At 48.5% G+C, this 26,644-nt stretch carries 25 protein-coding genes; 3 read left to right on the forward strand and 22 right to left on the reverse strand.

Features of this window, described 5'->3' with window-relative positions:
- Nucleotides 1–4: 4 nt before the first annotated feature.
- The 11 genes from K7397_RS01425 to K7397_RS01475 all read right to left on the reverse strand — a co-directional run bounded on the left by K7397_RS01425 (nt 5) and on the right by K7397_RS01475 (nt 12,355).
- Complete coding sequence (locus tag K7397_RS01425; protein WP_223066159.1) at nt 5–1,492, reverse strand: glycoside hydrolase family 32 protein; 1,488 nt, start codon at nt 1,490–1,492, stop codon at nt 5–7.
- Nucleotides 1,493–1,665: 173 nt separating this feature from the next.
- Nucleotides 1,666–3,291 carry a response regulator gene (locus K7397_RS01430; RefSeq protein ID WP_223066160.1) on the reverse strand — a complete coding sequence of 542 codons (1,626 nt, stop codon included), beginning with the start codon at nt 3,289–3,291 and terminating at the stop codon, nt 1,666–1,668.
- A gap of 5 nt (nt 3,292–3,296) precedes the next feature.
- Complete coding sequence (locus K7397_RS01435; protein ID WP_223066161.1) at nt 3,297–5,078, reverse strand: cache domain-containing sensor histidine kinase; 1,782 nt, start codon at nt 5,076–5,078, stop codon at nt 3,297–3,299.
- Nucleotides 5,079–5,239: 161 nt separating this feature from the next.
- Complete coding sequence (locus K7397_RS01440; RefSeq protein ID WP_223066162.1) at nt 5,240–6,556, reverse strand: ABC transporter substrate-binding protein; 1,317 nt, start codon at nt 6,554–6,556, stop codon at nt 5,240–5,242.
- 178 nt (nt 6,557–6,734) lie between these two features.
- On the reverse strand, nt 6,735–8,093 hold the full coding sequence (locus K7397_RS01445) for a sodium-dependent transporter (protein ID WP_223066163.1): 1,359 nt from the start codon (nt 8,091–8,093) through the stop codon (nt 6,735–6,737).
- 138 nt (nt 8,094–8,231) lie between these two features.
- The gene (locus tag K7397_RS01450; RefSeq protein ID WP_223066164.1) at nt 8,232–8,525 is read right to left on the reverse strand and encodes an antibiotic biosynthesis monooxygenase family protein; all 294 of its coding nucleotides are present in this window, start codon (nt 8,523–8,525) and stop codon (nt 8,232–8,234) included.
- Nucleotides 8,526–8,550: 25 nt separating this feature from the next.
- Nucleotides 8,551–9,459 carry an aldo/keto reductase gene (locus tag K7397_RS01455; protein ID WP_223066347.1) on the reverse strand — a complete coding sequence of 303 codons (909 nt, stop codon included), beginning with the start codon at nt 9,457–9,459 and terminating at the stop codon, nt 8,551–8,553.
- 127 nt (nt 9,460–9,586) lie between these two features.
- Complete coding sequence (locus K7397_RS01460; RefSeq protein ID WP_223066165.1) at nt 9,587–10,219, reverse strand: TVP38/TMEM64 family protein; 633 nt, start codon at nt 10,217–10,219, stop codon at nt 9,587–9,589.
- A gap of 137 nt (nt 10,220–10,356) precedes the next feature.
- Nucleotides 10,357–10,824 carry a hypothetical protein gene (locus K7397_RS01465; RefSeq protein WP_223066166.1) on the reverse strand — a complete coding sequence of 156 codons (468 nt, stop codon included), beginning with the start codon at nt 10,822–10,824 and terminating at the stop codon, nt 10,357–10,359.
- Between the two features lie 105 nt (nt 10,825–10,929).
- Nucleotides 10,930–12,012: an AI-2E family transporter gene (locus tag K7397_RS01470; RefSeq protein ID WP_223066167.1), complete on the reverse strand. Its 1,083-nt coding sequence runs from the start codon at nt 12,010–12,012 to the stop codon at nt 10,930–10,932.
- A 76-nt stretch (nt 12,013–12,088) separates the two neighbouring features.
- Nucleotides 12,089–12,355: a hypothetical protein gene (locus K7397_RS01475; RefSeq protein ID WP_223066168.1), complete on the reverse strand. Its 267-nt coding sequence runs from the start codon at nt 12,353–12,355 to the stop codon at nt 12,089–12,091.
- A gap of 241 nt (nt 12,356–12,596) precedes the next feature.
- On the opposite strand from K7397_RS01475, the gene K7397_RS01480 reads away from it, so the two are divergent.
- Entirely contained in the window at nt 12,597–13,133 is a 537-nt protein-coding gene (locus K7397_RS01480; RefSeq protein WP_223066169.1) for a PadR family transcriptional regulator, read from the forward strand.
- Nucleotides 13,134–13,213: 80 nt separating this feature from the next.
- The gene (locus K7397_RS01485; protein WP_223066170.1) at nt 13,214–14,446 is read left to right on the forward strand and encodes an aminopeptidase; all 1,233 of its coding nucleotides are present in this window, start codon (nt 13,214–13,216) and stop codon (nt 14,444–14,446) included.
- A gap of 81 nt (nt 14,447–14,527) precedes the next feature.
- Here K7397_RS01485 and K7397_RS01490 read toward each other — a convergent pair whose 3' ends face one another.
- From K7397_RS01490 to K7397_RS01530, 9 genes are all read right to left on the reverse strand, one after another.
- Nucleotides 14,528–15,493, reverse strand: coding sequence for an ABC transporter ATP-binding protein (locus K7397_RS01490; protein WP_223066171.1), 966 nt, complete (start codon nt 15,491–15,493; stop codon nt 14,528–14,530).
- On the reverse strand, nt 15,486–16,472 hold the full coding sequence (locus K7397_RS01495) for an ABC transporter ATP-binding protein (protein ID WP_223066172.1): 987 nt from the start codon (nt 16,470–16,472) through the stop codon (nt 15,486–15,488). The genes K7397_RS01490 and K7397_RS01495 overlap by 8 nt, the downstream gene beginning before the upstream one ends.
- Nucleotides 16,473–16,484: 12 nt before the next feature.
- The gene (opp4C, locus tag K7397_RS01500) at nt 16,485–17,408 is read right to left on the reverse strand and encodes an oligopeptide ABC transporter permease (RefSeq protein ID WP_223066173.1); all 924 of its coding nucleotides are present in this window, start codon (nt 17,406–17,408) and stop codon (nt 16,485–16,487) included.
- Between the two features lie 16 nt (nt 17,409–17,424).
- Complete coding sequence (locus K7397_RS01505) at nt 17,425–18,378, reverse strand: ABC transporter permease (RefSeq protein WP_223066174.1); 954 nt, start codon at nt 18,376–18,378, stop codon at nt 17,425–17,427.
- Nucleotides 18,379–18,443: 65 nt separating this feature from the next.
- On the reverse strand, nt 18,444–20,189 hold the full coding sequence (locus tag K7397_RS01510) for an ABC transporter substrate-binding protein (RefSeq protein ID WP_223066175.1): 1,746 nt from the start codon (nt 20,187–20,189) through the stop codon (nt 18,444–18,446).
- 258 nt (nt 20,190–20,447) lie between these two features.
- Entirely contained in the window at nt 20,448–21,362 is a 915-nt protein-coding gene (locus tag K7397_RS01515; protein WP_223066176.1) for an ArsR/SmtB family transcription factor, read from the reverse strand.
- Between the two features lie 126 nt (nt 21,363–21,488).
- The gene (locus K7397_RS01520; protein WP_223066177.1) at nt 21,489–22,808 is read right to left on the reverse strand and encodes a hemolysin family protein; all 1,320 of its coding nucleotides are present in this window, start codon (nt 22,806–22,808) and stop codon (nt 21,489–21,491) included.
- A 273-nt stretch (nt 22,809–23,081) separates the two neighbouring features.
- Nucleotides 23,082–23,537, reverse strand: a complete 456-nt coding sequence (gerQ, locus tag K7397_RS01525) for a spore coat protein GerQ (RefSeq protein ID WP_223066178.1) — start codon at nt 23,535–23,537, stop codon at nt 23,082–23,084.
- A gap of 48 nt (nt 23,538–23,585) precedes the next feature.
- Complete coding sequence (locus tag K7397_RS01530; protein WP_223066179.1) at nt 23,586–24,008, reverse strand: cell wall hydrolase; 423 nt, start codon at nt 24,006–24,008, stop codon at nt 23,586–23,588.
- Nucleotides 24,009–24,311: 303 nt separating this feature from the next.
- Here K7397_RS01530 and K7397_RS01535 point away from each other — a divergent pair, with 303 nt between their 5' ends.
- On the forward strand, nt 24,312–25,637 hold the full coding sequence (locus K7397_RS01535) for an FAD-dependent oxidoreductase (RefSeq protein WP_223066180.1): 1,326 nt from the start codon (nt 24,312–24,314) through the stop codon (nt 25,635–25,637).
- Between the two features lie 129 nt (nt 25,638–25,766).
- On the opposite strand, the gene K7397_RS01540 is transcribed toward K7397_RS01535, so the two are convergent.
- Both K7397_RS01540 and K7397_RS01545 read right to left on the reverse strand, forming a co-directional pair.
- The gene (locus K7397_RS01540; RefSeq protein ID WP_223066181.1) at nt 25,767–26,177 is read right to left on the reverse strand and encodes a DUF2500 domain-containing protein; all 411 of its coding nucleotides are present in this window, start codon (nt 26,175–26,177) and stop codon (nt 25,767–25,769) included.
- A gap of 225 nt (nt 26,178–26,402) precedes the next feature.
- The gene (locus K7397_RS01545; RefSeq protein WP_223066182.1) at nt 26,403–26,591 is read right to left on the reverse strand and encodes a hypothetical protein; all 189 of its coding nucleotides are present in this window, start codon (nt 26,589–26,591) and stop codon (nt 26,403–26,405) included.
- Between the last annotated feature and the right edge of the window lie 53 nt (nt 26,592–26,644).

Consider the following 26,644-nt stretch of genomic DNA (forward strand, 5'->3'; position numbering starts at 1 on the left):
CTTTTTAGTTCCAGATATTGCCGAGTTCCCATCCTTCCAGCGTAACTTTCGCCTTCCCGCCTGTGGCCGTTACCTTAAACGTCCGGCTGTCGTCCCCGGGATAAATGCGATTTGTGATTACCTTTTCGCCGTCGTTCACAAAAATCTCCAGTGAAGAACGGTCCAGGAACATGTGGAGCTTCACTTCGGAACTGCTGCTCTCCGGCAGTACGATCCGGTTGACACCCCCGTCCCCAATCCCCGACTCGCTGCGGTCCACGGTCAATATCCGGTCCCTGAATGAGTAAGCAACGGTTGTTTTCTCCCGGTCATCTTCCGAGGAAGACAAATTGAATACCACCGAGACCTTCTCGTCGTCCCCCTTGCTCAGCCAAGCTATGATCTCCAGCGGATTTCCATCCGGCTGATTCCAGCAGCGAATTTCTCCGTCCTGAAGCAATAGGCTCTCGCTGATCCAATGGGCCTCACGCAGAGCTTCGAGCTCACGGATAGGCCGGCTGACAACCGTTCCTTGCGGCGTCAGAACCAGTTCACGCGGAAGCGTCATCGCCCCGTACCATCCACGTTCTTCGGAAATCAGCTTCGAGCCCCACATATCCATCCAGGCTATAACAATCCGTCTGCCCTTGTCATCCAGCAAGGTTTGGGCCGCATAGAAATCAAATCCTTCGTCCAGCCTCGCCTCATACTCTGGCTTGAATTTGCCGGTTTCATAATCCATTTCACCGACCATCAGCCAATTCTTAGCTCCGTTCATATTCATGGGAGAAATAGCAAGCACATGCTTGTCTCCAAGCGGAAACAGATCGGGGCACTCCCACATGTCTCCCTTCGTTCCGTCGCTCTCCGCCGCGACGCCCATGTACTCCCATTCCGTCAGAGTGGCGGAACGGTACAACAGCGCTTGCCCTTTCCCGTCTTGGCCGGAGCCGACCACCATGTACCATGAATCCCCCTGCTTCCAAACCTTGGGGTCACGGAAGCCGAAACGCGCTCCATCCGGCGCCTTTCCAATAACCGGATTGGCCGGATGCTTCTTGAACACAACTCCGTCCGCGCTTTCGGCCATGCACTGCACTTCCACCGGAGCTCTCCCGTCTACATGCCCGGTGTAGAACAGGACAAGCTTGCCATCGGCTTGAACGGCGCTGCCGGACCATACACCATAGCCGCCTTCCTCGCCCTTGTCGTACTCTTCCGAAGGGGCGAGAGCAACCGGAAGGTGGGTCCAGTGAATAAGGTCTTTACTTTTGGCATGTCCCCAATGCATGGGACCCCATATCGATTTGTAAGGATAATATTGATAGAACAAGTGATACTCGCCCCGGAAATGGATCAGCCCGTTCGGGTCGTTCATCCATCCGACCGGCGGCATGAAATGATAATTTAAACGAAATGGCTCCTCCTGAGCCCCCTTGGATTGCTCGTTAATATGCTCGTTAGCTTTCCTGATGACTTCCTCGTGTTCCGTTTTTTGATTGGATGCAAGCATAGCAGCAGCTTCCCCCTCCGATATCTGTTTGTCGAATGTTGCTATGAATCCATTGTACCGAAGAGGCAAACAAAAAAATTTCACTATTATCGGTTTGTTTGTTTCAATCTTTTTACTTTGCACGCAAATAAGCCCCGGCGAATGCCGCCGGGGAGCCTCCTGACTCTATTCATTTACTCAGATTGGTCCGAAGAGAAAAGCTCTTCCCTGAATTCTTTCGGACTTTTACCGTAAAACTTCTTGAAAGAAGTGCTGAAATAGCTGGATGTGGAAAATCCGACAAGCGTAGCAATATCGGTCAGCTTCAGCTTGTTCTCTTTTAACAATTCTTTCGCCTTGTGCATGCGCAGTGAGATGACATATTCACTGAAAGTCATTCCGACGCTCTGCTTGAAGATTGAAGAAAGATAGGTTTCATTAATATAAAACTTCTCAGCCAGCGAAGAAAGCGTAATCTCATAGCAGTAATTTTGGTCGACGAATTTTTGAATGGCGTTTACGATATGCTGCCCGCTCGAGAAACGCATCACTCTGACCTCATCCATGACCAGAACCGCGAGCTCATGGAGCTGGTCCAGCACCTGCTCTCTGGACTGATAATCCCGGAGCGAGATCTGGCAGTTCCAGAGCGTCTGCTGAAGGGTGGAATCATGCAGCTCGAACTTTTTGGCAATAGTGCTGAACAGCAGGATGACCCGCAGCGCCAGAAAAGTAAACACGAACATCGAAGTTTCTCTTTCAGGCGGAAATACCTCATGTAAAAGGTCTTTAAACGTTTGAAAATCAAGATTTTCAATGGCCAGCGTCAGCTTCCGGTCCAGTTCGGGAGAGAACAGAAGATTCCACTCGAGCTGATCGGTTTCCTTGCCCGAAAGATCCATATCCACAATCCCCTGGCTCCAGGACAGCATACTGGAAGCATAACCCTCTTTCAACTGGCGAAGTCCGTCAATGGGCTTCCCTATGCCAAAAACGGAATCAAGGCGCAAATAGCGGCTGATGTTGTCCCGCAGTTCACGGGAGAACTGCAAAGCAAAGCCGCCGTCTTTGCTTTCGGACTGCAGCAAAACAATAAAGCACATCAGCGCCGGATGATTCAAGTCATAAAAAGGATAAATTCGTTCGTATTTGGCAGCCGTCTCTCTGCACATTAAACGAAAGGCCAAATGAAGCAGATCGCGTCTGGAATTTTCCTCCTCAAGCCTACCGTTTGGAATTCGCATTTCCACGGTCACGAATTGCGCCTGCAGCTGCTCGGCAGTCAAGTCCGGCATTTGAAGCTGTATCAGTCTTTCCTTGACGGCTGCAAGAGAGAACCATTCATCCTTGACAAGCTGCAAAAGCAGTTGCTCCTGCAAAATTTGCAGCTGCTGCCTGTTCGCCTCACGGGACTGCAGCTTCTCGCGAAACTCTTTATGTTCAGCCGTAATTTCCTTATCCAATTCTGCCAACAGCGAGATGATCTCCTGACGAACAACAGGCTTCAGCAAATAATCCCTGACACCGATCTGAATGGACGATTTCAGATACTCAAAGTCGGAATAACCGGACAGCATGACGATCTTCAGTCCGGGGTATTTCTTCTTGCATTCGCTTGCCAGCTTAATGCCATCCATCTGCGGCATTCTTACATCCGAAATAAGAAGATCCGGCTGAGGCAGCTCGTCGAGCAGCCTTAGCGCCTCTTCCCCGCTCGAAGCCTCACTGACGATTTGAAAGCCGGCTGCCTCCCAATCCACTTTCGCTTTGATGCTCGCCCTGATCCCTGCTTCATCATCCACCAGCATTACAGTATGCATAGTTATCAACTCCCGATTTTATTAAAGGTTAATGTGATTTCCGTGCCTACCCCGGGGATAGAATTCAGGGTGACCCCAAACTTCTCCCCGTAAATAAGCCGGCAACGGGACAGCACGTTGCGAAGTCCGATGCTTTCTCCCTGGCTGCTCAGCAAGCTTGAGGGATCCGTGCTTCCCATCGATCTCAACAAGTCTGCAACCAAATCGGCCGTCATTCCGATGCCGTTATCTTTGACCTGGAGCTGCAAAACCTCTCCCTTTAATAGAGTGGAAACCTTGACTGAAGCCCCGTCTCCTTTATCCAAACTGTATTTCACGGCATTCTCAACCAGAGGCTGCAAAATGAACTTGGTCATTCTCATGGAATCGGCAGCCGGATCGGCCGATATTTCGGTATGCAGCACATCCCCGTAACGCAGCTTCAGGATGAACAAGTATTCCCTGATATAATTCAATTCTTCCGCTACCTTAACCTGTTCGCTTTCAAGATCAAGCGAATATCGCATCATTTTGCCGAGCGCTTCAGTGGCATCCATAACCAGAGCTTCGCGCTTCATAGCCGCAAGTCCGCCGATGATTTCCAGCGTATTATAGTAAAAATGCGGATTGATCTGCAGCAGCAGCGCCTTGTACTCTGCATTTTTCCGGCGCAAATTTGTCTCAAATTCGATCTCGATCAAATTGCGGAGCCTAATCGTCATATGCTCGAACACTCTGGCAACATTGCTGACTTCGTTATGCCCCGTTCTAGCCATCGGCAGCAGTTCCAGGCCTTGCTCAAAATCACCCTTTTGCACAAGCTTCATGGCCTTCGCCATCATGCTTAGCGGTTTGGTAATTCCGCCGGAAAGCCAGAAAGCGCAGATAATGGCCGTAATTAATAGGCCCAGACTTATCAGCAGCAGATTCTCTTTGATCTTCGTAATTTTGACGTACAGCTCCTGTTCCGGAACTTCGCCCATGATAATCCAGCCCTGCTCGGGAAGCGTGGAGTAGAATATCAAATACGAAGTGTTATGTTCCTTAACCGGGAACACCCCGCTTTGCGGGTAACCGGACATGGGACCGATTCGCGCAAGCGCGGAATGGAGCACATCCTCTTTACCATCAATAGGTTGATCCAGAACGGGTAAACCGTCTGCGGTCAGAAGAAAGACATGCCCGGTTTTGCCGATTGAAATTTTATCGATGGCCCCTTGCAGCAGTTCTGTCGGAAAGTTGACTTTCAGCACACCGGCAGTTCTAAGAGATTGGAGCTGTACGAGAGGAACGATATAACTGTTCACCCGGCGGGATCTCATTCCTTCCTCCGCCTGGTCGGGATCGAGATGGGAACGGGTCCAGCGCGCTCCGTCATTGACGTACAGCTTATACCATTCGCTGATCTCATATCCTTTATCCTGCCGCCACATTCCGCCATCTTCTTTTGTGAAAGCGCTTAAGGAAATGCCGTTTGAGTTATTAACAGCGTATGAGGAAAAAAGGTCCCGAAGCTGCTGCTTGGCAAGTACCCGTTCGGCTGTAGAAACATCCAGATTCAGCTCGGTTGCGATCCAGTTCTGGGTCACTTTGCTGCTTAGAGTCTGATTGCCTGTATCCTCAACCTGTACCAGCAAAGTTTCCGCATGGGAAGCAAACTGGTCGATGGTTTGGGAAACCGACTGTTCAATCGACTGCTTGATTTCCTTGGTTGAAGCTTCGCTTAATATAATGACCAGCGCTGTGAACGGCAATATCAAAAGCACTGAAAATGCCGCCATTAACCGGCTGCGCAAAGAATAGAACATATCCTTACCTCTTATACACATAATAGAATCCTATAATTGAATAATGCCTCAGCCGCTCCTTCTTTGTCTATGTATTTTTTCCAGGTTCTTTCATTGCAATGGTAAAAGAGACGTTCCAAACAGCGAAACGTCTCTTTGCTTTAGCAGCCGCGTCAGCAGCCTTATTTATTATCGGCATAAGCCTTTTCGATTTTTTGCACAGCGTCATTGACTGCTGCGTCAACATTGCGCTTGCTGATGGCAATTTCCTCGAAAAGCTTATTGACCGCTTCGGACATTTGCGGGAATACCGGTGTGACAGGCCGCGGTCTTCCGTATTTCTGATCCTGTTCTACGAAGATATTTTTAGGATACTGGCTCAGTTCAGGGAATTCCTTAGCCGCGGAATAGCGGGACGGAATGTCCTTCGTAAGTTTGCAATAGGCGAGCTGGCCGTCATGACTTGTTACATAATTTACAAACTTCCACGCAGCATCGGCATTTTTGGCCTTGGAAGATATGCCGAGCGCCCAGCCTCCGTTAGCGACAGCTTGTCTCGTCTCTTTGGGCAAAGGGGCAATGTCGAAGTCTTCACCCAGCTTGAAGTTTGGAAACTTTTCTGCAATGTAGGACAGTGACCAGGAACCGTCGATCGTTATGCCCAGCTTGCCATTGGCAAATGGATCCGGAGGAAGCTCCAGCGCCGACACCTGATATTTATTGTACAAATCGCTGAAGAACTGAAGAGCCTTCTTGGTTTCCGGAGAGTCCAGATAACCTTTGGAAGTCGTTCCGTCTTCGCTCATAATCTCGCCGCCGAACTGCCAAATAATCGGATATTTAAAGTAAGCGGTAGCTCCCGCATTTTGGAAGCCTTGAGCCGGATCGATGCCATAGATGCCGTTCGCCGGATCGTTCAGCTTCTGAGCGGCCTCCAGCACCTGATCCCAGGTCCAGGGTTCGTCGACATTTTTGGATGGAAGCGGAATACCCTTTGCTTCAAACATCTTTTTGTTATAGAACAAGGCGATGGAGGACTCTGTCATTGGAGCCATATAAATTTCATTTTTATAGGTGTAGGTGCTCATTGTCGACTTCGGGAGATCATCCAAGTTCCCGTCTTGCTTGAAATAATTCGTCAAAGGTGTAAGAGCGCCTGCTTCCGCGTAGGAAGCCATAGTAGGTGCATCGAGCGCCATAATATCCGGCGGATTGCTCGAAGCGATTGACGTTCTGAGCTTGGTGTCATAATCCGAATAAGGAATTGGCGTCATCTCAACCTTGATGTTCGGATTCTCTTTCATAAAGCCGGCAACAAGCTGGTCATACGCCGAATTCTCCGAATCGTTTCCTGAATTTCTCCAGAAGGTAAGCTTTACTTTCTCCCCTTTGGAACCGCTACCGGAATTCGCCGTGTTGTTAGAAGCGCTGTTGCCGCATCCCGCTAGCAAACCGATCGATAGCAAAGCCCCAAGAATAATTGTTGCTTTTCTGTTCATTGTGACTACCCCTTTCAGCTAAGCTTCACTTTCATACTTGAATCATAACAGAGCGGCGCGGGAATAAAATTCATTATTTTTTGATCTGAACTTTTAATATATTTGGAATCGTTTACTTTTCTGCTTAATCAAAAAAACAGACCGCAAGGGTCTGCTTTTTGGGTCGCATGTTCCGTCATTATTTGAACTGGATAATCCCTGTTGTATGCAGCAGCACCAGTACAACCAAGATCGGAGCGATGTACCGGAGCATGAACAGCCACACCCGGAACCAGCCTGCCCTAAGGCCGGCCGCTTCGGAAGCTTTCTTCCAGTAGTATCCCGCAAAGATGGTCGTGAGAAGACCGCCAATCGGCAGCAGGATATTGGAGGCAATGAAATCCATCCAGTCAAAGAATGCCTTACCGCCCATTGAACTGAGCTCCGGAACTAAACCGAGGGATAAAGCGGAAGGAACCCCGAGCACAAAACAGAGCAATGAAATGATGATAACGGACCTGGAACGGCTCCAGCCCCAGCGGTCCATGGCAAAGGACACAGGCACTTCAAGCAGGGATACCGCTGATGTCAGAGCGGCGATCGCCAGCAGGACGAAAAACAATCCGCCAAACACGGTGCCGAAAGGCATCGCCGAAAAGGCCGCGGGCAGCGCGATAAATACGAGTGACGGGCCTTGGGCCGGGTCGATTCCGAAAGAAAACGTAGTCGGGAATATAATCAATCCTGCGATCAAGGCATAAATCAGATCACCCGCTCCAATAGCCACAGTAGCTGTCCCCAGCGATTGCCGCTTGTCTACATAAGCTCCGTAAGTAATCAGAATACCCATTCCGAGTGACAGGGAGAAAAAGGCATGTCCCAACGCAACCAAGGCGGACTCTGGAGTCAGCTTAGAGAAATCGGGCTGCAAGAAGAACGAAACGCCCTCTCCCGCTCCCGGCAAGGTTACAGCACGAATCAGCAGCACAATGAGCAGAATGATAAGCCCGGGGATGACGATCTTGTTGAATCTTTCAATTCCCTTTGAAACCCCGCGGATTACGATCCAGCCCGTAATGGCAACAGCCGCAAGCTGCCACAAGATTGGCGAGTACCCACCAATAAAGCCGCCAAATTGGCCCTCGAAATCATTATTGTTAAATAACTGGCCGCTAAAAGCCAGCACGGCATAATGAAGGGTCCAGCCCGTTACGATCACATAGAATGATAGGATCATAAAAGGGGATATGACTTGCAGCCATCCGAGCCGTCCCCATATCCGGCCTCCGCCTGCTTTTACAAATGAAGTGGACGCGCTGCCGCGCCCCGAACGTCCGATCGCCAGCTCTGCGAGCAGGACCGGCAGTCCAATCACGAGCAGACAGACAATAAAGAGCAGAAAGAAAGCCGCTCCTCCATTCTCTCCTGTAATATATGGGAATTTCCACATATTCCCTAGGCCCACCGAGCTTCCAATTGCCGCTAAAATGAAGCCGGCTGAAGAAAAACGGTCCTTTTTCCTTGCTCCAAGATGTTCTTCTTGTTGTAAATGATTCATAAAACCCTCCTTATGTTATTCACAATGTTTCTTATTATATTTTAGTATTCGCAGAATGTCAGCCCTAAATGCAAGTAACACTAGAAATAGACAAAAATAGACCGCCCGGCTTAGTCCGGGAGGCCTGATCCACCAAAGCTATGGTTCTATCTTTTCGAAATGCTCGACGATTGGAAAGGGATCATAGAAATGGTGGAGCAGTTTTTTCCACTCCAAATATTCCTGAGATCCTCTGAAACCTTGGGTATGGTCTTCCAAAGTTTCCCATTTCACAAGCAAAATATACTTATTCGGGTCCTCCATGCATTTCTGAAGCTCATGATTGATGTATCCCTTCATAGAAGAAATAATTTTGGATGCTTGCTTGAAATGGTCCTCAAATTCCAAGCTTTGTCCCGGGATAACATGCAGTATTGCAACTTCTAGGATCATCTTGTTGTCCTCCCTATAATGTGGATTATCTATGCTGTGTATAAGAGTTAGCGCGGCTGATCTGTCTGATCTTCATCACTGTTTCTGTACTTAGCGGCGGTACTTCTGACGCATTGACGTTCTCCATAAGCTGCGCGATTGAGCTTGCTCCGGCAATGGCGGATGCCACAGCGGGATCCGACAAGCTGTATCTGATGGCCAGTTGACTCATCGTGCATTTCCCGTCCGCGAGCGCCTCTAGGTCTCTTCTGATCTCAAGCAGCTCCTCTTCCTTATAGTCAAGGTAGCCTTTGGACGCCTTCTTCTCACCGTGGTCTGCCAAATTGCCGCTGGCAACCGGCCCGCGGGAAATGATGCTGATTCCGTTCTCCCGAAGCAGCGGCAGCACTTCCTCCTCGGCTCGGCGGTCCAGAATGCTGTACTGGTTCATCACGCTGACGATCTCCGAACGCTTCACGTATTCCCGAATCACATTGGGTCTGATGGACGAAATTCCGTAATAACGGATCAGACCTTCCTTCTTCAGCTGTTCGAAAGCTTCAATCGTCTCATCGATCGGATCGTCGATGGTCCCTCCATGCAATTGATATAAATCGATGTAATCAATATCCAGCCTGCGCAGGCTTTCTTTTACGGCTGATAAAATGTACGATTTGGACGGATCCCATACCCAGCCTTCCTGCCCCTGGATGCGGCGATTGCCGACCTTGGTTGCAACAATCACGTCCTGTCTGCGCCCCTTGATCGCCTTGCCGACAATTTCTTCGTTTCGGCCGCTGTCATACAGGTCCGCGGTGTCCAGCAGATTTACGCCCCGGTCAAGCGCTTCATGAATGAGTCTTACGCCTTCGGGCTCTTCAGTTCCAATCGACATACAGCCGAATCCGATTTCCGATACCCATAAATCTGAATTCCCGAGTTGATTTTTTCTCAGGTTTCACACCTACTCTCTATATCAGTTGCCTTAAATTTTAAGAGTTCCCCGGTCCCTAAGTCAAATCGCTGCCTAGGCAAAAAAACAGCCGCAAAGTCTCTTCAGACCATACAGCCGTATTTTTATGTTACAAAATATGGTTAGTCGACGGAGGTTCCTGTTCCGTGGCTTGTCTTCGCGTTTGACGCATTTCCTGGAACAAAAATAAAAGCAATAAAAGCAGACAAAAACCGCAATATAGTCCGATTGACAAAGCTATATTCACATTCGGCATCAGAACGGCTGAGCTGAGGATTCCCATCAGCCAAATATAGGAGAACATGCCCCAGACACAGGACCAGCAGTATTTCGAGAACTTCATGGAAGATAAGGAAGCCATAAAGCATATCAGATTATTCGGCATGACCGGCACCGTACGAAGTACAATAATCGTCCAGATTCCATAGCGCTCCATGTATCTCTGCCATTTCTCATAACGCTTCATCCGTCCTAGCCATTTACGTTTAATCCAGTCGGATAAAAACCGTTTGCATACGAGATAGACGACTATGGTTCCAAGCGTACCCGTTAACCAGCTAACCAGAAGCCCTTCTATCAAGCCAATGGCGGAAATGTTCAGCACAATCAAGGCTGCAAATGGATATATGCCCGTAAAGGACTGGATAAGCGCAAGGGGAATCGTAATCAGCAGAATCGAGTAGCCGCCAAGCTGCATGGCATTGATTAACCAATCAATAAACTCCTCAGGGTAATTTTCCATCTCATCCCGCCCATCATTATCCATGTTAAATTATAGGTTCTGTTACATCATAACCCAAAAGCGACGATTTTGACATCCAAGATTTTATTGGCGGAACCATGAAAAAAAGCCGACCTCCCCCGAAGATCGGCTTTCTTTCAGATCTGGTATACCCTGATGCCGCACGCAGGCAGCGCTCTTTCGACATAAGGCCCTTTTGACAGGCAGGAAAATGACAAGTGGGAGTTTCGAAGGCACAGCAGCTTGTCCCCCGGCTTCAGGCCGAACATCTTAAGGGTGGGCAGCGGAATGGTAATCGTTCTGTCGTTCCTCAGCTGCGTCCAGCAGAATAAACGCTCTTTGAATTTAATGACACTGCCTTCCTCAATCGAAAAATTATGAAGCTGTGGAAGGTTGGCGTAGACGCTCGCCAGCGGCGAATTGGGCAGAAGATCCTTGCAGACTACATTAAATCCGCCGTTCGTATTTCGTCCGGACATTAAAATAACTGGGCCGGGAGCGATTTGATATTCCTGTAAAGCTTGCTCCGGCAAATATAAAGAACCGTCCGAGCCGATAATGCTCCAAGCATAAACAAACTTGCAGCCTTTGGCAGTGATTGACATGTTACCCGACCTCCCGGAGATTGTGAAGAACATTTAATATCTTCATCATCCCCTAAAAAAAGAAGGAACCGATATGACATCTGTCACTTCAGACAAATGCTTTACTTAATCGACAAAATCCTCTACTCTCTTAGCCAGAAAAATACGGTAAATACGGATGACGATAATTTTTGCCATCATATACAGCGGAATTGCCAGAAGCATCCCCAAAATCCCGCCCACTTCACCGGCAATCAGGATCAGCACTACGGTTGTCAAGGGATGGATATTGATCGTTTTCCCGTAAATGTAAGGAGCAATGAGATTCCCTTCGATTTGCTGGGCCACAAATACCACAACAATCACCCAAACCACCATGCTTGGCGACTCGGTGAAAGCCACAATGACACAAGGAATCGCTCCAAGGAGCGGTCCAAAATAAGGAATAAAATTGAATATCGCACCGATGCTCGCCAAAAGCAGCGGATAAGGCAGACCGATGATTTGAAATCCGATCAGGCTCATTACGCCTAGCAGGAACGAACTGATGATCCGGCCGGCAATAAAGCCGCTCAGCGCATTGTCGATCTCTTCCGTTACATCCTTTCCGTCATTTCGGAACTTGGAAGGGATGAACCGCAGAACCATTTCGGAGAGCTTCCCGTCTTCCTTAAGCATGTAATACAACACAATCGGAACCGTCCCAACCACAACAAAAAATCCGCTCAGGAAAGAGAAAATGTGGGACAAGTACCCGCTGATCATTTGAAGCAACTGGTTGGTGTACTCCGTAATCCGGTTCGTCAGCTCGGAATTGCCGGTATTGATCAGCGCAAAGTATTTACTCTTCTGGATTTCATTCATTTGCAGGGTGAGACCGTTAATCAGACTCGGCACATTGTCGATAAACTGCTGGATCTGATTGCGCAGCGGCGGCCAAACCACAACGAAGAACAAGGTTAAAAGCAAGCCGATCACCAAGTAGATCAGGAGAACAGAAACGATCCGGTGAAGCCCCCTCCGGTCCAGAATGCGAATAATCGGACGCAGCAAATAATAGAGGAAGCCTGACACGCTCACCGGAACAATCAGAATCGAGATCAAGGTCACGAGCGGATTAAAAACGAAGCTGATTTTGTGCAGCAAATAGACAATCGTAAGCACCATAATGATTCCTAACGATGTTTTGAAGAACGTATTTTGCGGCACGCTAACATCCCCCTATCATTATAAGAACAAGGAACTATTTAAGCGTAAACGTCAATCTTCTTTTGTTCAGGCTTCCTTATTCGGAAAGCGTGTCCAGCGCTGCATCAAGCAGCATGTCAAAAGCGTCATCATTTTGTTCCAAATAGGCATCCGCCAAAAGAAACTCTTCTTCGTCTCCCGATTCGGCATGAAAATGAAGACTGTAATCCCATTCCTTTCCCTTCTTGCTGAAGAACGTAATTTCATACCCTTTCTTATGTCCTTCTAATTCGAACACCGTCTTGCCAAGCAAAGCGCCTTCCTGATCTTTGCGCATTTCAGCTTCTTTAATAATCATCTTCATCCGTTATCTTTCTCCTTTGTTTACATGTCAAGATTATGATTATTTTCCTCCAGCCGGAACTGCATTATGCGACTCATCACGCAGATTTTCTCAGGGATTGGACAAGCAGGTCCATTCTCTTCAAGAAAATATCACATAAAAAGAGATTAATGTGGTAACTTTATAGTACAGCCTTGCTTTATCCTATCATTTTTTTGCCAGGCGAGGCATTGTTTTTTTTATAAGAAAGGAAGTTTCTTTCATGAACAGTTTGAGTTATGCCCTTTTGGCTATGCTTGTCAGAAAGCCGTGCTCCGGTTATGAGCTGGCCAAGATTATGGAAGTGTTCTGGCAGGCCAAGCACAGCCAGATCTACCCTCTCCTTGCCAAGCTTGAGGAAGAGGCCTTATTGACAGCCGAAAATGTGGAACAAACAGGCAAACCCAACAAGAAAATATATTACATTACGGATGCCGGCAAAGAGATTCTGAAGAAATGGATTTCCAAAGCCCCTTCCCCGCCGGTTACCCGGGATGAATTTTTGATTAAAGCCTTTTTGATCCCCCTGTCCGACAAAAGCACGATTGAGAGGCTGTTCCGGGATCGAATTTTACTCTATGAAACGAAAGCCGAAGCCCGCCAGAGAAAGCTTGAGACGATACGTGAAGAAGGCCATGGAACAATGCCGGGACCGGAGCATTCCGAATTCGGCAGATATATTGTGCATCAGCGAAAGCTTCAACTTGAAGAGGCCGAAATCGCTTGGTGCAAATGGGTGCTCACCCTGCTCGGCGATTAAAGTTGTTGCATTTTTTGATTATGTCTAAATTTACTGTACAATAAAAGCTGTAGTTATATCCGATTGGAGGAAAGAGAGAGATGTCTGAATTTGGGCAAAAACTGGAGAAATACGCCGAGCTTGCAGTCAGAATCGGAGTAAACGTACAGCCCGGTCAAAATTTGGTTGTCAATGCGACCGTAGATTCCGCGGAGCTTGTCCGTCTCATTGTCAAGAAAGCTTATGAAAGAGGCGCGCGCTTCGTCAAAGTGAACTGGAGCGATGATACGGTTACCCGTCTGAGATACGATCTTGCGGCTGAGGAGTCATTTCTGGACGAGCCGAAATGGTACGCCGGCGAAATGCTGGAGATGATCGAGAACGGAGCTGCCGTGCTGCACGTCATTTCTTCCGATCCCGATCTGCTGAAGGGAGTTTCCCATGAGCGGATTACCAATTTGCAGAAGGCAACCGGCAAAGCGATGAGCAAATACCGGCAATACCAACAGGCCGATAAATTCAGCTGGTCCATTGTAGCCGTTCCTTCGGGGGCATGGGCAGCCAAGGTTTTCCCGGATGTGCCTGAATCCGAGCAGATCGGCAAGCTTTGGGATGCTATATTCCACACCTGCCGCATTGATCGGGACGACACGTTTGAAGCTTGGGATGAGCATATCCGCACACTGAAAGAGAAATCCGAATATTTGAACCTTAAGAAATATAACAAACTGCATTACATAGCTCCCGGCACCGACCTGACAATCGAGCTGCCGAAAGGGCATCTGTGGGTGGCTGCAGACAGCACGAATGAACAAGGCCATTCTTTCCTGGCCAATCTTCCAACAGAGGAAGTCTTTACCGCGGCTCTGAAAACCGGGGTCAACGGAAAAGTATCGAGCACAAAACCGCTTAGCTACAGCGGCAATATAATCGACGAATTTACCATCATGTTTGAGAACGGACGAATTACGGACGTGACAGCCAAACAGGGTGAAGAAACATTAAAGCAGCTGATTTCGCTGGACGAAGGCGCTCACTATTTGGGTGAAGTAGCCCTTGTACCGCATAACTCCCCTATTTCGGAGTCCAATATTCTTTTCTATAACACGCTATTCGATGAGAATGCATCCAATCACCTGGCAATCGGCAGCGCCTATGCCTTCAATCTGGAGGGCGGCAAAGAGATGTCCCAGGAAGAACTGGAGAATAACGGCCTGAACACCAGCATCACTCACGTGGATTTCATGATCGGGTCAGGAGAAATGGACATTTTCGGTGTAACCGAAGACGGCAAAGAAGAGCAGATCTTTAAGAAGGGCAACTGGGCATTCTAGATTGGGTTGACGTCAGGCCCATTCAAAAGAGCCGTTCCATCCACGCTTAGTTCAAACGTGGGGAACGGCTCTCTATTTTGTTTATACCAAATGGCAAGCCACATGATGATCAGGGCCCACATTACGGAAAACAGGCACTTCCTGTTTGCAGCGTTCAACGGCAAAAGGACAACGAGTATGAAACTTGCAGCCTGCCGGAGGATGAACCGGGCTCGGAATGTCCCCTTTCAGGACAATCCGATCTCTTCGCAGCTTTGGAATCGGGACGGGAACGGCGGAAAGCAGCGCTTTCGTATAAGGATGAAGCGGATGTTTGAACAGTTCATCACGGGAGGCTGTTTCCATCATCGTACCTAGATACATAACGCCGATGCGCGTGCATAAATGCTCTACTACGCTAAGATCGTGGGAAATAAACAGGTACGTGAGTCCGCGGCTCACCTGCAGTTTGCGAAACAGGTTGATGATCTGCGCCTGAATTGAAACGTCCAGGGCGGATACGGGTTCATCCGCAATGATCAGGTCCGGATTAAGCACAAGCGCGCGTGCGATTCCAATCCGCTGCCGCTGACCGCCCGAGAACTCATGAGGGAACCGGTCAAAGTGGTAAGTTGCCAGCCCGCAGGAATCCATCACCTCCTCTACCCGCTCCCTTACCTCTCTTTTGGGAATAAGACCATGGTCCAGAAGCGCTTCTCCGATGGCATCCCCTACTCTGACTCTCGGATTAAGAGAGCTGTACGGATCTTGGAAAATAAGCTGCATCTGCGGACGCATCCTCCGGAGCTCCTCGGCGGACAATGCGTACATATCCCTGCCCTTGAACACAATATCGCCGCTGGTCTTTTCGGTTAAGCGGACAACACTTTTTCCGACGGTACTTTTGCCGCTGCCGGATTCCCCTACGAGCCCAAAGGTTTCTCCAGGTTTAATGGAAATGCTGATATCATCCACAGCCCGGACATAACCCGTCGTACGGTTCAGAAGGCCGGACTTGACCTTGAAATATGTTTTGAGGTGACGGATATCAAGCAGAGCATCAGCCATGAGTCAGCACCTCCTCTTCATACAGCCAACATGCCGCTTGTTGATCTTCCCCCACGTTCTTCAGCTTCGGCTCTCGCACGCGGCAGATGTCCATACAATGTTGGCACCGTTCGTGAAAATAACAAGACTCCGTCAGCTCAAGCGGGTTCGGTACCTGGCCAGGGATCGAATAAAGCTCTTCCTGCCGCTGATTCAGAATCGGCTTCGATTTTAGCAAGCCTTGCGTATACGGATGTTTCGGATGTTCAAACAGTTCGCATACTTCGCCCTGCTCTACCACTTTGCCGCAGTACATCACTACTACATAATCTGCCATTTCCGCAACGACTCCCAAATCATGAGTAATCAGCAAAATGGACATGTCCGACTCTGCCTTAAACTGGCGCAGCATGTCCAGAATTTGCGCCTGGATGGTCACATCAAGAGCGGTTGTCGGCTCATCTGCAATCAATAGCTTGGGTTTGCAGGAAATAGCGATGGCGATCATGATGCGCTGCAGCATGCCTCCGCTCAGCTCATGCGGATAGGAACCGGCAATTTGTTCCGCGCGGGAGATGCCTACCTGCTCAATCAGCTTGATGGCACGGCGCTTCGCTTCTTTTTTACCCAGCTTCAAATGCTCCATCAATGGTTCCATAATCTGCTGCCCAATCGTTAAAACCGGGTTCAGCGAGGACATCGGCTCTTGAAAAATCATGGCGATCTCCTTGCCGCGAATGGCGCGTTTGGCATTTTTGGAAAGTGTGAGCATATCCGTACCTTCCAAACTGATTCGTCCGTTCACAACCCTACCGGCCGGCTCCTGAAGTCCCATTATCGACATTGCCGTAATGCTCTTTCCGCAGCCGGATTCCCCCACAATACATACAGTTTCCCCAGGGCGGACGTGCAGGGTGACGTCGTCCACCGCTTTGACCGTTCCCTCTTCGGTATAGAAATACGTGCTTAAATGCTCGATATCAAGCAAATGATCAGTCATGTTGATGGCCACCTACCTTTTGTGTTTCGGATCGAGGACGTCCCGGAGACCGTCGCCAAACAAATTGATGGCTATGACGGTTGCAAAAATGCAAAATCCGGGCGGAATCCACAGCCACGGTCTTTCCTGGAAATCGATCAGGTTGTTTGCTGAGTCAATCATATTTCCCCACGTCGGAGTCGGCGGTATGACACCGAGCCCGAAGAAGCTTAAAACCGATTCCAGCAGAATCGATCCGCCGATATTCAGCGTAGCAATTACAATAAGCAGCGGCGCTAAATTCGGCAGCAGATGATGGAACAGCTTGCGGCGGTCCCGCAGCCCCAGCACAATCGTGGACTGCATAAATTCCCGTTCCCGAAGACTAAGCAGCTCTCCTCTCACCATCCGCGCCAGTCCCGGCCAGCCAACCAGACTAAGCATAAGCATGACAATATACATTCGGTAATCGGTCGGCACCTTCCAAGCCGACAGCAAAGCCCCTGATATGAACAGCAGTGGCAGGCCGGGGATAGTCAGCAGCAAGTCGGCGGTGCGCATAATGATTTGGTCCACGATCCCTCTATAGTATCCGGCAATGGCGCCAAGCAGGGAACCGATAATCACGGACAAAGCCATCGCCGCAAAGCCGACGGTTAAAGATATCCGCCCAGCCAGCAGAACCCGGATCAGCACATCCCTGCCCAGCTTGTCTGTCCCTAGCCAATGTTTTAGATTAGGAGCCTTGTTCATGATTCTCATATTAATCTGGTTTTCCGTATAAGGAGAGAATAAAGGTCCGATAAAGCAGGCCAGAAACATAATGACAACGATGATAAAACCCGTCATTGCAAGTTTGTTCTTTCGCAGACGCTTGAACGATTGTTTCCAGAGCGAAGATTTGACCGGAGGCGACTGCGCCTTCCCCGCGGCCAGATTGCCGCTAACAGATGACATAGGAATTACTCCCCCCTTAAAGTTTCACGCGAGGATCCGCCAAGCTATACAGCAAATCCGATAACAGCGTCCCGATCACGGTCAAAATCGCGATAAACATAGTAAATCCCATGAGCAGCGGATAATCCCGGGTTGCAAAGGAAGACATGTACAGCTGCCCGATGCCGGGCCAGTTGAAAATCTTCTCAATGATCAGCGACCCGCCGAACAGGCCGGGCAGTTCGAATCCGACGAGGGTGATTGCGGGGAGCAGAGCATTGCGAAGCGCATGGGTAAACAGCACTTTGCGTTCCTTCGTCCCCTTGGCGCGCGCAGTACGGATATAGTCCTGCTGAATGACGTCAATCATATTGCTGCGGAAATAACGGGTCAGTGATCCTAATCCAAGCAGGGTCATCACGATGACAGGAAGTGTCATATGACGGACGACTTCTTGAATGTAAGCAAATCCTGTAGCGTTGCTTCCGGTTGTCGTCATCCCTCCCGGAGGGAGCCACTTCAGATCCACCGCACATATTTTAATCAGAAGCAGACCGATAAAAAACGATGGAATGGACATAGCCGCAAAAATAAACACCATAATCAGCGAATCAAACCAGGAGTATTGCTTGTAAGCCGCAATGACCCCGATGATGACGGCGATCAGCCAGGTAAAGAAGGTAGAAACAACGGCCAGAAGAAATGAATTCCAAATATATTCATTAAACAGTTTGAGCACAGGTCTCTGCTGCGCCAGAGAAAAGCCAAAATCGCCTTGAAAGGCATTTTTCAGCCATATTCCATATCGTTCCAGCACCGGTTTGTTCAGTCCGTAAATTTCTCTCAGTTCCGCTTTTCGTTCCGGACTTAATTTGATGTTGCCGCTGATGAAATCACCAGGGGTAAAGGCATACAGACAAAATATGAGCAAAGATGCGGCAAACAGAATAATAATGATATACGATAAACGCTTAACAAGATAACTGCTCATGATCGGCTCCTTATAATTCATCCCCCATACTGTTTAGGCAGTACAGGGGATGGAAAAGGTGTTATTTATTTCAGCGCCCAATTGTTCACATTTTGCGAGATTCCGATAAACGGATTCACGACAAGGTTGTCGATCCGGCCATTGTAGGCATAAACCGTCTTCCTATAGTTGGTGAAAATAATCGGAAGCTCGTCGTTCAGCACCTTATACAGCTCGGCGTAATATTTCTTGCGCTGCTCAATGTCCGTTGTAGAAAGCGCTTTGTCATAAAGCTCTTTCACCTGGGCGTTGTCATACCCCTTCAGTTCACCGTCCACAAACTGCACTACCCCATCGGCCGGGTCGCTCAGAAGCGGCGTAGAGAAGGATGCCAGATCGTAATCGCCGCCCTCGACCTTGGAGACAAGCGCGTTAAAATCCGCGAATACCTCGGGCTGAAAGTCAATACCCAGCGCTTTGAAGTTTTCCGTAGCCATGGCGATTAGAATGTCGGTTTGTGCATTTTTGCTGCCTAGATAATGAATGGACAATTTCTTGCCGTCCTTCTCGCGAATGCCGTCAGCGCCTTCTTTCCAGCCGGCTTCATCCAGCAGTTGCTTCGCTTTCTCCGGATCGTACTTGTAAGGGTTAATGCCTTCTTCCGTATACGACCATGAAATCGGAGGAGCCGGGATGTTGGCAACCTGCCCTGCCCCCTGGTTGGCATCGACATAAATGCTTTGACGATCCAGTCCGTAAGCAATGGCCTGGCGGACCTGCTTATCCTTGAGCGCATCATGCTCCAGATTGACTTGCAAATACCCGTAATTGCTGGGCGTATACGGTACGATATTGACAAAACCAAGCCCTTTCAGCTTGTCGATGTTCTCTTGGGTCGCGCTAAATGAAGCATAATCTACTTCGCCGGTCTCCAGATACTGCCAGGTATCGCCTTCCGATGTTTTGTAAATAAAGTGTTCGGTCTTCGGTTTGTCTTTAAAGAAGTATTCGTTTGCCACAAAGCGGACTTCCTGCCCCGGAATAAACTTCTCCAGCTTGTACGGGCCCGTACCTACAGGTTTCTCATGCAGCTTCTTGATATAATCCAGCTGCCCGAATTTGTAGTCTTTGCCATAGTACGCTTTGGACAGGACATCGGAACCCAGCACGAGAAGAGCTGTCGCTTTTGGCGATTCCAGCGTTACGGAAATGGTCTGGGGATCGATCACCTTGATCCCTTCAACGGTCTTGGCTTTTCCTTCTTTATAAGCCTGGCCGCCCTTGATGCCGATGGAAGTAATCAGAGAATCCCCGTCATAGCCTTTATCATAAAGAAGCGTCCAGGTGAATGCCACATCATCGGCGGTGAGCGGAGTGCCGTCGCTGAATTTCAAATCTTTACGCAAATGGTATGTATACGTGAGCTGATCGGCGGAAACTTCCCAGCTTTCCGCAAGCCCTGAAGCCGGAAGCCCTTGTTCGTCCTGTGTGACCAGAGGCGTATACAACAGCGAGGATACATTTCCGTCATATCCGCTTTGCTGGAAGTAAGGCGTAAATGCGCCGCTTGGATCGGTGAGGCCGACAATAATCGTGTCGGTACGGCTTTGCGCCAGCTGCGGCAGTTTGGACAGATCACTTGCCTGAATAGGCGCCAGAGCACCTGTCTGACTTGAGGCCGACGGAGAAGCGCTGCCTCCCGAATTGCTTGCGGTGCTGGCAGTCTCATTCGAGCTTGCGGACGGAGATGCGTTATTGCCGTTTGAGCAAGCCGAAAGCAGCAGCGATCCTGCAATAATCAACGAGGTTAATAAAAAACTACCTTTTCTCATCTAACCCACTCCTGTTCTTCGCAAAAATTAATATCTTTCGAACCAATCAGCAATAGAGCATTTATCGGCGTTTGTATAATTGATTATTCCGATAAGCTCAGTATGCTTTTTGGTTAACTGAAACTTATTATAAGTAGCTTATCCGGTTCTGTAAATAGAGAACTCAAAAACTTTTCTGAATAAACAGAAATATAAACAAAAAAACGCCATTTCCCCCACTTGAAATTAGGAGAACTGGCGTTGAATGAAAGGCTTCAATTACGATCTATGCTCAATATAATCCAACAGTTTGTCCTGTATTTGGCCTAAAGCTTTGATTCTCAGACTGTATTCCGTGATCGTTTCCCCCTGAACATGGGCATAAATCAGCCCAGCGCTGCGCAGCTTCGAAATATGATCATGGGTAATTCCTTTAGATAGCTTCAATTCCCGTACAATTTCAATAAACGACCGAGGGCCCTCCTGCAGATAACGCAATATTTTTAGCCGGCTCTTCTCGGCAAGGCTTCGGATCATACGGTAATCATGCAAGGACATAAAAGTATCGCCGCTAAGATCAAGTCTCGAACAATAATGACAGAACAGGACACGACCATACTGAAAAATGACATTTACCGGTTGAAAATGATATTGCGGCACGAGCAGCAAAGTTTCTATTCCTTCGACCGGCTCAAATACGAGTCCATTCGTTGTATCGTCGATGAACATATCCTGCGGGATCTTTAGCTGTTCGGCTTTTCGTTCGGTAACATGCCTCGTAAGCGCACTCAGGATAACAGGATCGCTATTGTTAAAATATTGCTCGTTCCATCCTGTAAACACTTTAATCATCTTCGCATGAAATTCACCCATATGATCGGGGAACTGGTTTCCATACGGAGCAAATAGCTCGTACAGGTCACCCGAGGACAAGCTTTCGAGCCAGGCGATGACTTCCTCCGGACTCTTTGCATGCGTTGATAATACGATCAGAAGATAAGCCAGCTTCCAGTCCGCATTCACTTCCATTTCATCAAGGATGCCCGACAGCTCGGGTGTTAGCTTCTTTTTAACGCCCTGTGCCCAAGTGGGGGTGAGATCCAGCTTTTTGTGCGATTTTCTGCAAATATAGCTATGCAAGCTGCTTATAAATTCAAATTTAGGATCAAACTGCAAATCCAACTGATAAGCCACTTAAGGAACACTCCTTCCAATACCCTTTATTATAACTTGGCCATTATATAAAACTCTACATAATAATCTCGTAATTATGCACGAAAAGGCACGGTGAACACACCGTGCCTTCCTCTCATCTATAAATTAAGCGCCCGCTTCTTTCAGCGGGATCAACTGCTGCTTCAGCAGTCTGACGCGCGAAATTCTCTTGTTGTCAGTTTCCTCGACAGTGAAGGTATAGCCGCCATATTCGGCAGTTTGCCCCACTTGTGGAGGAAGAACGTCAATTCGCGCATACAGCCAGCCGCCAATCGTATCGTAGTCTTCTGAATCCATTTGCAGATTGAACCGGTCATTGATGGACTCGATCAGCATCAAACCGTCAATGGAATAAACGTCTTCATCAATTTTCTCAATACCCGGACGTTCTTCATCAAACTCATCCTGAATTTCGCCAACTATCTGCTCCATGATGTCCTCGAGCGTAACAAGCCCTGATGTTCCGCCGTATTCATCAATCAGGATCGCGATTTGCGTTTTGCTTTTCTGCATGCGTTTCATAAGGTCACTGATGGAAATCGACTCGGGTACAGCCAGGATCGGGCGGAGCATTTGTCTTAGATCTATGTTGTCTGAACGAATCATGTCCTTGATATGAATGAACCCGATAATATGGTCTTTGTCCGCATCGCACAAGGGATAGCGTGTACGCATGCCCTGCATGGCAATATCGATATTTTCCTGCAGTGAATTGTTCATGTACAGGCAGATCATTTCCGTACGGGGAATCATAATCTCCCGGGCGGTAGTCTCTGCAAAGTTAAAAATATTATCAACCAGCTTCATTTCCGTACTATCTATCAGGCCACTCTCGCTGCTCTCTTTCATCATAATTCGAATCTCTTCCCCGGTATGCGCGTAATCCTGCTCGCTGGCAGGTTTAACATGAAGGAGACCGAGCAGAAAATTAGCCAGGCCGTTAACAACCCAGATCAGCGGGTACATGATTTTATAGAAAAAGATCATCGGCTTTGCGGAAATGAGCGTCACTCTTTCGGCCATACGGACCGCAATGGTCTTTGGCGCGAGTTCCCCAAGCACAATATGAAGAATGGCGATGAATAGAAAAGCGATCATAAAGGATATGCCATAAGTCCATCCCTGTTTCCAACCAAACGCTTCGAACAGCGGCTGCAGAACGGCCGCAACGGCAGGTTGGCAAAGCCACCCAAGCCCCAGTGAAGCAAGCGTGATTCCAAGCTGGCAGGCTGACATATACCCGTCCAGATGGTTGATCATGCGCCTTGCAGCAAGCGCGTTCCTTCGGCCTTCCTCTACCAGCGTGTCGATCCGGCCGCTCCGGATTTTAACGATCGCATATTCGGCAGATACAAAAAATCCGTTCAATAAGACCAATAATAAAATAAGTCCTAATTGTAAAATACTCGGTAAAGGGTCACTCAATAGTTATCCTATTCCCGCACGTTCAGGCGGTGAATAGGAGCACCTCCTTCGCGGATTAAAATGTGGATCATTCATACAGACTACCGTCATCTTGAACATCAACTTCCCAATGGTTCCATCCCCTTTCCTCACAATGTGCCTGTCAAGCCTGCAATAATACTTAACTTCATTATATATTTATACACTACACAGTCAAACCCCGTTATATTACTTGATTTCCTCACGAAACAAAAGAACCTTCCCCGGAAGCAGGAAAAGGTTCTGCATCAGCATTCAAAATCGAGGTGAAGGTACAGGAGGAGCTCCGATGACACCCGGATATTGATAAGTCAGCGGTTCGTCAAACGTTGCAAAATCCAGATTAACCATTAGCAGGATCGTACGACGGCCGGTTGCAGGATCACTGATAATAATATGATCGCGTCCTGCCGCCTCCAGGACGCCTTTAAAGATTTTGGCATTCCACTCGCTGTTGTTTTCATAGGTCATATAGAATGTGCCTATTTTTCCAAGGTTCAGTCGGAGAATATTCTCGATATAGGATTGTTCAAAAGCAGGCGGAGCCGTCGGAGTTACCACTCCGCTTGGCGTAATGGCGCCACCGCTGGCTATGGAAGGGGGCATAGTCGCAGCGCCTTGGACTTGTGAGGGCATTTGCGAAGGCGTTTGCACCTGCCCCTGGTTTCCGATTTTATAAGTTACCGGTCGATAATAAGCATTTGAAAACATGACATTTCCTCCTAAATTATATTAGATGGAATAAACTTTGAAATGCTGCTAATATACTGCAGGACAGTCTTGCGCCGTCGGAGCGAAGAAACAGTGCGCCTTGTATCTTCCTGTATTCCGCTGGTTATACCAGTTTGCGGGACATGCCCCGGATGGCCGGAAGAACCACAGCGCATTGCTCGCCGGCCAGACTCTTTCGCCGTTGATGACACGCTGCGCAAGACGGATCTCTTTATCCCGGGCCTTTTGATAAAAGTAACCCTTTTGGGTCGCTTCAAAGCCCCCTGGAGATTGAAACACCATTTGTTTCATCTGACGGATTCCTTGGAAATCGAGGCAGTTGCTTAAAATCCGGTTTACCCCGACATTCCCGACCATCAACATCCCCTGTTCGAGGTCTCCCTCGGCTTCCGCCCGCATAAGCCGGGCCAGAAGCTTGACGTCTTCCGAGTTTGCTTTAATGACCGCCAAGTCGTTTCCTCCTTCTGACTCTTATCGCTACATACTATGTGCGATCGCCTATACAGGTTACGAAAGGAATCAAAAAATTTTACGATCGCCCCTAAAAAACTAGGAAATGATTGTGATTACATTTTTGAACAATTCGTGTCTATTTCTATGGACGCGCTTACATGAATAACATATACTGATAAAGGAAACCTTTTAACTTTTAGTAAAATTTCATAAAAAAGAACCTTCGTCTGGTGAGCCAATTTGGGGCGATGAATCGCGGGAACAGCGGCTTTGCTCCACAAAATTTAGGAGGTACGATTCATGAAAATCGCAGTGATCGGGGGAGGGCTTGCCGGACTGACTGCGGCTGCCTACCTGTCCGAAAATCCCGATGTAGAAGGCATTGTTTTTGAACGGAGTCCCCAGCTTGGCGGACGTGCATTTACGTATCAAAAGTCCGGATTTACCCTGAACTATGGCGCCCACGCGGTCTATGGGATCGATCGGAACACCCTTACCCAAATGAAGCAAGAGCTCGGCCTGCGCTTTGAAAGCAAGCAAGTTGATAAACGAAAAGTTGTTTACGCCAAACATAACCGGCTCACATTGGCTCCGCTTGATTTCATTAATATTATGAAAACAAATGTGTTGACTGCGATGGAGAAAGTCCGGTTCGTGGGCGAAGTCGCCGCCATTATAGCTAACATTCATCAACTGAAGAATTATCCCACGCTAGGCGCATATCTGGACCAATCCCATGCATCTGGCGATGTGAAAGAGCTATGGGAGCATTTGGTATGTTCCAATTTCTTCATTACGCCCGAAGAAGCACGCAAAGTATCCGGACCGGTCATTGCCGACTATTATCACAACCTCTTCCTTTCGTCCAAACCGGTCAACTACATTCTGGGAAGCTGGGCGGTAATTACGGATCAGCTGCAGGAAAAAATCCAAGCCAGCGGCAGATGGACGATTTCTACGAAAGAACCTGTTGAATCAGTGAGACAGGAGAACGATTCCCTCATTTTGAATACAAAAACACGTGACAATCTTAAATTCGAAGCGGTGATTATGGCCATTCCGGTCCAGCAGATCAGCAAACTCGCGGAATTCACACCTTGGGAAACTGCTCTCTCGCCATATCAGAAGAATACTCCAACCGAGGTCATGGTCTATGATGTAGGCTTCTCCAAAGTAGTGGCCCGCCCTTTCCACTATATCAGCGACATGGACAACAAAATTTTCATCAGCGACGTTTCGGCAACAGATTATACCGTCGTTCCGGAGAACGGCCAACTGCTGCAGGGTATCGCTTATCTGAACGATCATTTTGATAGCGAGGAAGAACGCAAAGCCTATATGGACGGCAAGACGAGCCGCATGGAAGAATTGTTTAATCAATACTATCCGGGATGGCGCGATTTTGTAGAAGTCAAACGGGTTTCGAAAAAGGCAATGGTCTCCAGCGTCAAGAATATCGCCATGAACCAGCTGCTTCCGAACACGCTCCCCGGTGTTCCTTTCTACTTCTGCGGCGACGGCTGCATGGGCAAGGGCGAGCTTGCCGAGCGTGCCTTCTCCAGTGCGCGTAATGTAGCTCAGTCGCTGCTTGCCAATCTGAATAAATCGGAAGCGCTTTCCTCTTGAACATTAGTTTTGACATGGAAACAGCCCCATGGGAACATGAAAACATTCCCGCGGGGCTGTTTGACTGCGCGGTCACCCGTTTGGTCGCCTCACCTTCCCCGACATTTCGCGCATCGGGGAAACCTTGACTTAAACACTCCGGTGAATATCCGGGAATTGGCGGGCATAGCCTCTGGCATCGCGACGAAAACCCAGATAGCGGCTTCCCTGAAAAGTAAGACTGCCCTGATCCCCTTCAGCGGTTTGGCCATATTCCTCGCCCTGAACCTCAAATTCCAGACGGTCCCCGCTCTCGACTTCAAATGTAACGAAATAGCGGGTTGTGGAGTGATGCGAGTCGGAATCGCTATGATGCCGATAAGTCACCTCGGTCCTTTTGCTTGTAACCAAGGTGGTTACGGTAAGAACCGGCTGCCGGTTATCGCGGAACCACCTGTAAATGCCGCCGCCTGCCGAAATCGCCAAAATGCCCAAAATGACGATGAAGAATACGGGAATTACCGAACCTGTGACGTCAAACATCTCAAAACCGGTAAGCATGCCCTCTCCCCTCCTTGGTATACCGAAACGACGGTAACAGTGACCATTTGAGTTTCCCGCTTAATTTAAATATATGCGTATAAATCCGAAACTTGATAGTCTCCCGAAACAGGAAACTTCCCTTTTGCGCTGCCCGAGTAACAAAATAACCTTTCCCGCGCTCGCATGCTGGCGGAAAAGGTTATTTCTTCTGCCTGACGAAATTCAAAGCTTTTTGAAGCCGAATCAGGCATAATAGCCCATTAACAGCTGCTGCGTTTCGCCCATTTCCTCGGTTTCTTCGTCAAGCAATCCATTCGCAGCCCAGCATTCTCTGCAAATTTCTTCGGTCGTGCACTCATGGGCGTCAGCGCAAGTATAGCAAAATTGGAGCAGATTTCTTGTCGTGGTGTTGTCAAACAGTGGGGTTTTCATGCCGATCTCTCCTTGGTTTTGTTGTTTATTTGAAGCGGTTTCCTCTTTACAAG

This window comes from Paenibacillus caui, assembly GCF_019904135.1.
GTDB classification, from domain to species: domain Bacteria; phylum Bacillota; class Bacilli; order Paenibacillales; family Paenibacillaceae; genus Fontibacillus; species Fontibacillus caui.